At 34.1% G+C, this 7,381-nt stretch carries 7 protein-coding genes; all 7 read left to right on the top strand.

Going from position 1 to position 7,381, the window contains the following annotated elements; translation table 11 throughout:
• Nucleotides 1-57: 57 nt before the first annotated feature.
• The 7 genes from L8S15_RS21555 (at nucleotide 58) to L8S15_RS21525 (ending at nucleotide 7,114) form a co-directional block, all read left to right on the top strand.
• Nucleotides 58-609 carry a serine acetyltransferase gene (locus L8S15_RS21555; protein ID WP_280575137.1) on the top strand — a complete coding sequence of 184 codons (552 nt, stop codon included), beginning with the start codon at nucleotides 58-60 and terminating at the stop codon, nucleotides 607-609.
• Between the two features lie 4 nt (nucleotides 610-613).
• Nucleotides 614-1,126: an acyltransferase gene (locus tag L8S15_RS21550; RefSeq protein WP_280575136.1), complete on the top strand. Its 513-nt coding sequence runs from the start codon at nucleotides 614-616 to the stop codon at nucleotides 1,124-1,126.
• Entirely contained in the window at nucleotides 1,099-2,193 is a 1,095-nt protein-coding gene (locus L8S15_RS21545) for a glycosyltransferase (protein WP_280575134.1), read from the top strand. The genes L8S15_RS21550 and L8S15_RS21545 overlap by 28 nt, the downstream gene beginning before the upstream one ends.
• Nucleotides 2,186-3,370 carry a glycosyltransferase gene (locus L8S15_RS21540; RefSeq protein ID WP_280575132.1) on the top strand — a complete coding sequence of 395 codons (1,185 nt, stop codon included), beginning with the start codon at nucleotides 2,186-2,188 and terminating at the stop codon, nucleotides 3,368-3,370. The genes L8S15_RS21545 and L8S15_RS21540 overlap by 8 nt, the downstream gene beginning before the upstream one ends.
• Complete coding sequence (locus tag L8S15_RS21535) at nucleotides 3,370-4,683, top strand: hypothetical protein (protein WP_280575130.1); 1,314 nt, start codon at nucleotides 3,370-3,372, stop codon at nucleotides 4,681-4,683. Before L8S15_RS21540 ends, L8S15_RS21535 begins: the two co-directional genes overlap by 1 nt.
• A 248-nt stretch (nucleotides 4,684-4,931) precedes the next feature.
• Nucleotides 4,932-6,098, top strand: a complete 1,167-nt coding sequence (locus L8S15_RS21530; RefSeq protein WP_280575128.1) for a nucleotide sugar dehydrogenase — start codon at nucleotides 4,932-4,934, stop codon at nucleotides 6,096-6,098.
• An 11-nt stretch (nucleotides 6,099-6,109) separates the two neighbouring features.
• The gene (locus tag L8S15_RS21525; protein WP_280575126.1) at nucleotides 6,110-7,114 is read left to right on the top strand and encodes an NAD-dependent epimerase; all 1,005 of its coding nucleotides are present in this window, start codon (nucleotides 6,110-6,112) and stop codon (nucleotides 7,112-7,114) included.
• The last annotated feature ends 267 nt before the right edge of the window (nucleotides 7,115-7,381 follow it).

The raw sequence follows: 7,381 nt of genomic DNA, 5'->3' as shown, positions 1-7,381 counted from the left end.
AGTAAAATTAGAATAAGAAATTTAGTTAATTAACTTAAATTTTATCTTGAGGAATGTATGAGCATATTTGATCTTATTTTGAGTGACCTTTACAGATATAGTAGGAAAACTGACAAGGTTACTCTAATAAAATATTTACTTACCAATCCTTTTTTTTGTTATTTATTCTTCCATCGATTGTCAAAATCAAAACACTTCTTATTAAGATGTATATCTAGAATTTTCCGACCATATTTTTCAAATAAGACTGGTATTCAAATTCCAACTAAGGTGAAAATTGGATATGCCTTATATATCCCACATGGTAATGTTGTTATTAACTCAACAACATCAATCGGAAATAACGGTACTATTTGTCAATATACATCTATTGGTTCAACAAAGAAGAATGCTGCAACTATCGGTAGTAATGTATATATAGGGCCTAATGTTTCTATAGTCGAATCAGTGAAAATTAAAGATAATGTTGTTATTGGTGCAGGTAGCGTAGTTTTAAATGACATAGATGAATCATCAACTGTTGCAGGTGTGCCTGCTAAGATGATAAATAAAAATAATGTAATAGAAGATATCATAACAAATAAATTTAGGTATGATGACAATGAGTAGGATAGTGAGTGCTATTTTTAATCGAATTTACTCTGTAATATTTGGTAAAGTAAGATTTGCAAGAAAACTGGGTGTTAAAGTAGGTCAAAATTGTCGTATATATATCCGTGATTGGGGAAGTGAACCATTTTTAATCGATATTGGTGATAATGTTACGATAGCTGCCAATACTAGAATTATTAATCATGATGGATCTCCTTGGATATTTAGAACTGATAGAGGTAGGTATTTTTATTATGATAAGGTAACTATTAAGGATAATGTGTTTGTTGGTATGAATTGTACTATATTACCTGGTGTTACAATTGGTAGTAACGTAATAGTTGGTGCGGGGACTGTTGTAACGAAAGACCTTTCTTCTGGATATGTGTATGCGGGCAATCCTGCAAAAATTATCAAACCTATTTCTGGTTATATAGAAAAAATGGAAGTTGATTTTATACATAGTGATAGATTATATGAAAAAAATTACAAAGAAAGGGTTTTAGAATGCATTGCAAAACAAAAGAAAATATAGCCTTTTTTATTCCTAGTTTTTTTGGTGGTGGTGCTGAGAGAGTCATCGTAAATCTAGCTAATGAAATATCAAAACGCGGTGTTAAGCAGGTTTTCATTTTCTGCAATCGAAAAAATGGTCCATATCTGAAAGATGTTTCAGATAATGTGGAAATTATAGAAATTAATGCTGTAATCACATTGTTTTCTTTTATCAAGCTCCGTCGATTGATCTTGGATAAGAATATTACAGTAATCTGTTCGACATTAAGAAGTTGCAATATATCAAGTGCTATTGTCAAGTTAATGTTGGGTAAGAAGGTTCATTGGATTGCTAGGGAAGCAAATACTTTTGAGTCAATCGACAAGGTTATATCGAAAGAGTATGTAATTAGAGTGCTTTGCAAACTAGCATACAGGTATGCTGATAAGGTAATCGCAAATTCAGATGATACGAAAAACACAATAATCAAAGAGATCGGAATTCAACCTAACAAAATATTTGTAATTCATAATCCAGTAACTAATAGGTGCTATGATAAACATATAACTGATGGGAATATATTAAAGATAATTAATGTTGGCAGATTAGTTGAACAGAAAAATCAATCTGAACTTGTTAAAGTTGCTATTGAACTAATAAATGTATATCGATTTAATAATTTTAAAATAAGTATTTATGGTGAAGGTATAGAGAAAGATAATATATGCCGTTTGATCGATAAACATAACGTGTCAGAACACGTAGAAGTGTGCGATTTTACAACAGATATTACAGAGAAATACAGAGAATCAGATTTGTTTGTTCTTTGTTCTAAATGGGAGGGCTTTGGCAATGTAATTGTAGAGGCACTATCATGTGGAGTTCCTGTTTTTTCCTACAATTGTCCCGGCGGACCAAAGGAAATTATCAATGATGATGTTGGACGGTTGTTTGATATGAGTGATGTATCTAAACTGTCTCGTAATATTATCAATCTTTATTATAAAGAACTGTCTTTTGATGTTAAAAAGTTACATGATCGAGCTAATGACTTTTCAATAAATAAGATATCTTCAAGATACTTAGAGGTGATGTTTGATGAATAAGAAAATAGCTCTAGTAACTATGCAGTTTCCTTGCTCATCCGAAACTTTTGCTTCTAACGATGTTAGAAAAATGATTGAAAGCGGTAGAGATGTAAGTGTATTTACTTTAAAAAGAAAAAGTAAAGATCACGAGAAAATGCTTATAGAACGAAACCTAGAGTCTGTCTCTATAAACGAAGTATCTTATAGAAAGATACTTTTGGATTTTTTTCTGTCTCCTGAAAATATCTTTAAATACATATACCTTCTTAGATATTGTTTAGTTGAGCTTTTTAGGTTTAATTTCATATCTTTTATAAAGTTGACTTTACTTATACCTCACAGTGTATATCAATATAAAAGAATTGTATCTTACTCCCCTGATGTTCTACATGCATTCTGGGGGCATTTCCCATCAATGATTCTATTACTTTCAAAAAAATATACGCCTAATATAAAAACATCTATATTTTTGGGAGCTTATGATTTGTCTCAAAAATTATATTGCTCAGAGTGCGGCTGTAAGGTGTCTGATTTTATATTAACTCACTCTCAAGGTAACAAAAAAAGAATACTTGATTGGTTGAATGTCGAACAATCTAGGGTGGAAGTTGCTTATAGAGGTGTTGATATTGAAAAGTTAAATAATAATGTTATTTCGTATGAAATAAAAAGTAATTTCATTACTGCTAGCAGATTAATTAAAAGCAAGAGAGTGGATTTGGTTATCGATGCTTTTTTTTTCATGACAAAGAATAATGATAATACAAGATTAATTATTGCAGGTGATGGGCCTGAAAGATTAAGTTTAGAAAAAAAATGCAGAAAGTTAGGCATCGAAAATCTAGTGGATTTCGTGGGGCATATTAATCAAACTACACTATTTAAACTAATTAGTGAGTCAAGAGCATTGTTTTTGCTATCACAAAGTGATGGTGAGAGATTGCCTAACATTGTTAAAGAGGCGATGTATCTTAATACGTGTGTGATAGTGTCTCGCTCAAAAGATATCGAAGAACTTGTGGAAGATCGTATTACTGGTTTTATTGCCGATGATACTATTAACGCAGTTAAGGAGTTCATAGCAATGGACAAAAATCGGGAAGCAGAGATGTTACTGAATGCCAGGAATAAAATCATAAGAGATTTTAACTTGGAGAATTCAATTAACACAACATTTGATTTTTGGGATAAGTGATGAAAGTTAAATTAGCGAAAGCCTCCGATTTGTGTTTTTTAATAATAGTCATATTCGCTTTCTTTTTCCCTACGTTCTCAAATTCTCTTGGTTCTTCTGGGGCAATTCTTGTTAATGGTGGTCTAATAGTTCTGTGCTTTTTAGCATTATTTGCATTTAATAATGGGTTTTTTTTTGGTTTTTTTAAATTTTATCGTTTACCTAGATTGTATATATTGTCTCTATTAGCATTTCTAGTGTTATTTCCTGTTTCTGTCACTGTCGGTATTATTTTTAACGATGTTGATATAGATTTTCGAGATTTTTTTGAACTTCATCGACCTGTATTGTATTTTTTCCAGTTTTGCTTTTTCTATTGCTATTTTGATTTTTCAGTAAAAACGCAAGGTTTAGATAAAACCCTCCGAAAAATAGAAATTACTTTAGTTATTGTTTTTACATTGGTTTGTTTTATGGCTTTTGTTCAATTTCTCAAATTGGATCGAAGTTTTCTGCCTTACTATACAAAAATGCATAATATTACCTCAGGAAGAAGTTCCGCTCCTTTCACCAACCCTTATGATTTAAGTGTTTTTATTTCATTTTTCTGTTTTTATTTTTTAATGAAAGCGTTGTTTGAAAATAAATTGAATATATTTTTGTTTTTTATTTCTACTATTGTGTTGTTGTTTACTCAAAGTAAAACTGGAATAGTTATTGTATTTTTCGGTGTGTTTATTATATCGCCATTATGTGTCTTTACTTCCATGCTCTACTCTGGATTTAGCAGAAAGAAATTCAAAGTGTTAATTTTTTATTTTCTAGCAACTTTTCTTTCAGTGGCGATTTTTTTTATCAATTTGGATTATATCGTTGAAAACTTCAGGTATTTATATGTAAGTTTTATTAATGTTGTTGAGGGTAATAAAGTTAACTCATTTTCTTTAAGACAAATTCAAGTGGAAAATGCTATTGACTTCGCGAACAACAGTTTTTTTGTAACCTTGTTTGGTAATGGCCCTGCAAAAAATGAAATGGAATACGTCGAGTCTTCTTATACTTATTATTTTTTTAGATATGGAATTTTGGGTCTGATTTTATATTTCATTGTGCCGCTTTTGTTAGCAATTTCAGCTTCTATTTCAAATGCTATCAAACAATTTAGACCTTTTTACATAGCAGTATCTATTTGGTTGATTATTCTCCCAGTGGCATCAGGTGGTAATAACTTTACAGATCAGGTAAGGTTGTCTACTCTATATATTTTACTGTTAGCATTTACTTATTTTAGTTATTCATATTTCACGTCAAAATCATATCGATATTTAGATTAAATCTAGATTTATATTCTTGGGTTGATTGTTTTTTATAATGAAATTAGGGTTTTGAATTAGACGTTAGTTTTATTTTTCTGTGTTATATATATTTTAATGGAGAAACTGAAAGTTTCTTCAGCTGGGAGGAGTGATAATTGAATAGGTGTTTAATTGAAAGAGTCATATTTGAGCCGTGTGCCTATATATAGTCTCTAAATAATTAGTTTTACTTTGTGTTAAATAATATATTAATTAGTAGGTTTTAAATGAATATTGCTATTGCTGGTACAGGTTATGTCGGTTTGTCAAATGCGATGCTATTGTCACAGTATCATGACGTTGTCGCAGTCGATATTATCGAAGAGAAAGTAAGATTACTCAACGATAAGCGCTCCCCGATCGTCGACACTGAAATTGAAGATTTTCTGGCGAACAAACCATTAAAATTCACAGCGACACTTGATAAAAAGTTGGCTTACTCCAATGCGGAATACGTCATCATCGCAACACCTACAGATTACGATGTTGAGACTAATTACTTCAACACTTCATCTGTTGAAGCGGTAATTAAAGATGTGATGGCGATTAACCCAAATGCAGTAATGGTGATTAAATCTACCGTTCCTGTGGGTTATACCGCGCGTATCAAAGAGGAACTTGAATGTGAAAACCTGATGTTTTCACCTGAGTTTTTGCGTGAAGGTAAAGCGTTATACGATAACCTGTATCCATCACGTATTGTAGTCGGTGAACGCTCTGAGCGTGCACAAGTTTTTGCGAACCTGTTGTTAGAAGGAGCGATTAAAAAAGACGTTGAAATCCTATATACCGATTCAACAGAAGCCGAAGCTGTAAAGTTGTTCTCAAATACCTATTTGGCACTTCGTGTTGCTTACTTTAATGAGTTAGACACCTATGCTGAATCACACGGGTTAGATACACGTCAAATTATCGATGGCGTCAGTTTAGATCCTCGTATTGGTTCCCACTACAATAACCCTTCATTTGGTTACGGTGGTTACTGCCTACCAAAAGATACAAAACAGTTGCGCGCTAACTACTCGGATGTCCCAAACAATATTATCGGAGCCATTGTAGATTCGAACACTACGCGTAAAGACTTTATCGCAGATTCAATTATTAAAAGAAGCCCTAGACGTGTCGGTATTTACCGTTTAGTAATGAAGTCAGGCTCTGACAACTTCCGTGCTTCAAGCATTCAAGGCATTATGAAACGCTTGAAAGCAAAAGGTATTGAAGTAGTAGTATTTGAGCCAGAGCTGAAAGAAAAAGAGTTCTTCCGGTCATTAGTGTTAACGGATTTTGAGCAGTTTAAGTCAAGCTGTGATGTGATTGTCTCAAACCGCATGGCTCAAGAGTTGGCAGATGTGAAAGACAAAGTGTATACGCGCGATCTATTCGGTTCAGATTAAGGAAGAAAATAGTGAAATATTTGGTAACGGGTGCGGCGGGTTTTATCGGTAGTGCCGTCGTCGAACAGCTAACAGCGAAAGGCCATCAGGTTGTCGGTGTCGATAACCTGAATGACTACTACGATGTCGCATTGAAAGAAGCACGCTTGGGTCGCATCCAACATGGCGACTTCAAATTGGTTCATTTGGATATTGCCGATCGCGATGGCGTAGCTAATTTGTTCGAAGCGGAGCAATTTGATCAAGTGATCCACTTGGCCGCGCAAGCTGGGGTTCGCTACTCTATTGAAAATCCACATGCCTACGCAGATTCGAACTTAGTCGGTCATTTGAATATTCTAGAAGGGTGTCGTCATAATAAAGTGAAGCACTTGGTTTATGCCTCTTCAAGCTCTGTTTATGGGTTGAATGCTAAAACACCATTCGCTACGTCAGATTCAGTCGACCACCCAGTTTCATTGTATGCGGCGACTAAGAAGTCGAACGAACTCATGGCGCACAGTTATTCTCACCTATATGACATTCCAACCACAGGCCTACGTTTCTTCACCGTGTACGGCTCGTGGGGACGTCCGGATATGGCACCATTTATCTTTACTAAGAAGATTCTCGATGGCGATATGATTGATATCAACAATAACGGTGATATGTGGCGTGATTTCACACACGTGAACGACATTGTTGAAGGGGTGGTACGTATCGCTGATGTGGTGCCAACGCGTGATAACGATTGGACAGTAGAAGCGAGCTCTCCAGCAACCAGCTCTGCGCCTTATACGGTGTATAACATTGGTCACGGCTCTCCAATCAACCTGATGGATTTTGTTAAGGCGATTGAAGACGAGCTAGGCGTTGAAGCGAAGAAAAACTTTCGTGAAATGCAACCTGGTGACGTTTATCAAACCTACGCTGACACACAAGACTTGTTTGCAGCTACGGGCTATACACCGAAGGTAACAGTTAAAGAAGGCGTCGCTGAGTTTATTCAGTGGTACCGAGAGTTTTACAAAAAATAGAATACCCTTGTTGCTAGTGTGATTAGATGTGCGGACTCTAAGTATCTATTGTACGTATTTTTTATATATCAGCTATTATACGGCGGCAGTGTCTTATGATATATCATACAATTTTTAATATGGTTTGTTCTTGGTTTGAAAGTATACTGATTTGGTGTTATGTGCAATATACACTTTTACTTTTACTTTTACTTTTACTTTTACTTTTACTGTCACTGTTACTTTTATTTAAGGTCAAATTGTAGATGTTAGTATCAATTATCACCC

It is taken from the genome of Vibrio sp. S/42/10 (assembly GCF_029890535.1).
In the GTDB taxonomy this organism is placed as follows: Bacteria; Pseudomonadota; Gammaproteobacteria; order Enterobacterales; family Vibrionaceae; genus Vibrio; species Vibrio cyclitrophicus.
This window is presented reverse-complemented; position numbering and strand designations above follow the sequence as displayed.

Excerpts from the sequence above, each read along its gene's own strand:
- L8S15_RS21555 (WP_280575137.1), top strand. The coding sequence starts at position 58 with ATGAGCATATTTGATCTTATTTTGAGTGACCTTTACAGATATAGTAGG.
- L8S15_RS21545 (WP_280575134.1), top strand. The coding sequence starts at position 1,099 with ATGCATTGCAAAACAAAAGAAAATATAGCCTTTTTTATTCCTAGTTTT.
- L8S15_RS21540 (WP_280575132.1), top strand. The coding sequence starts at position 2,186 with ATGAATAAGAAAATAGCTCTAGTAACTATGCAGTTTCCTTGCTCATCC.
- L8S15_RS21535 (WP_280575130.1), top strand. The coding sequence starts at position 3,370 with ATGAAAGTTAAATTAGCGAAAGCCTCCGATTTGTGTTTTTTAATAATA.
- L8S15_RS21530 (WP_280575128.1), top strand. The coding sequence starts at position 4,932 with ATGAATATTGCTATTGCTGGTACAGGTTATGTCGGTTTGTCAAATGCG.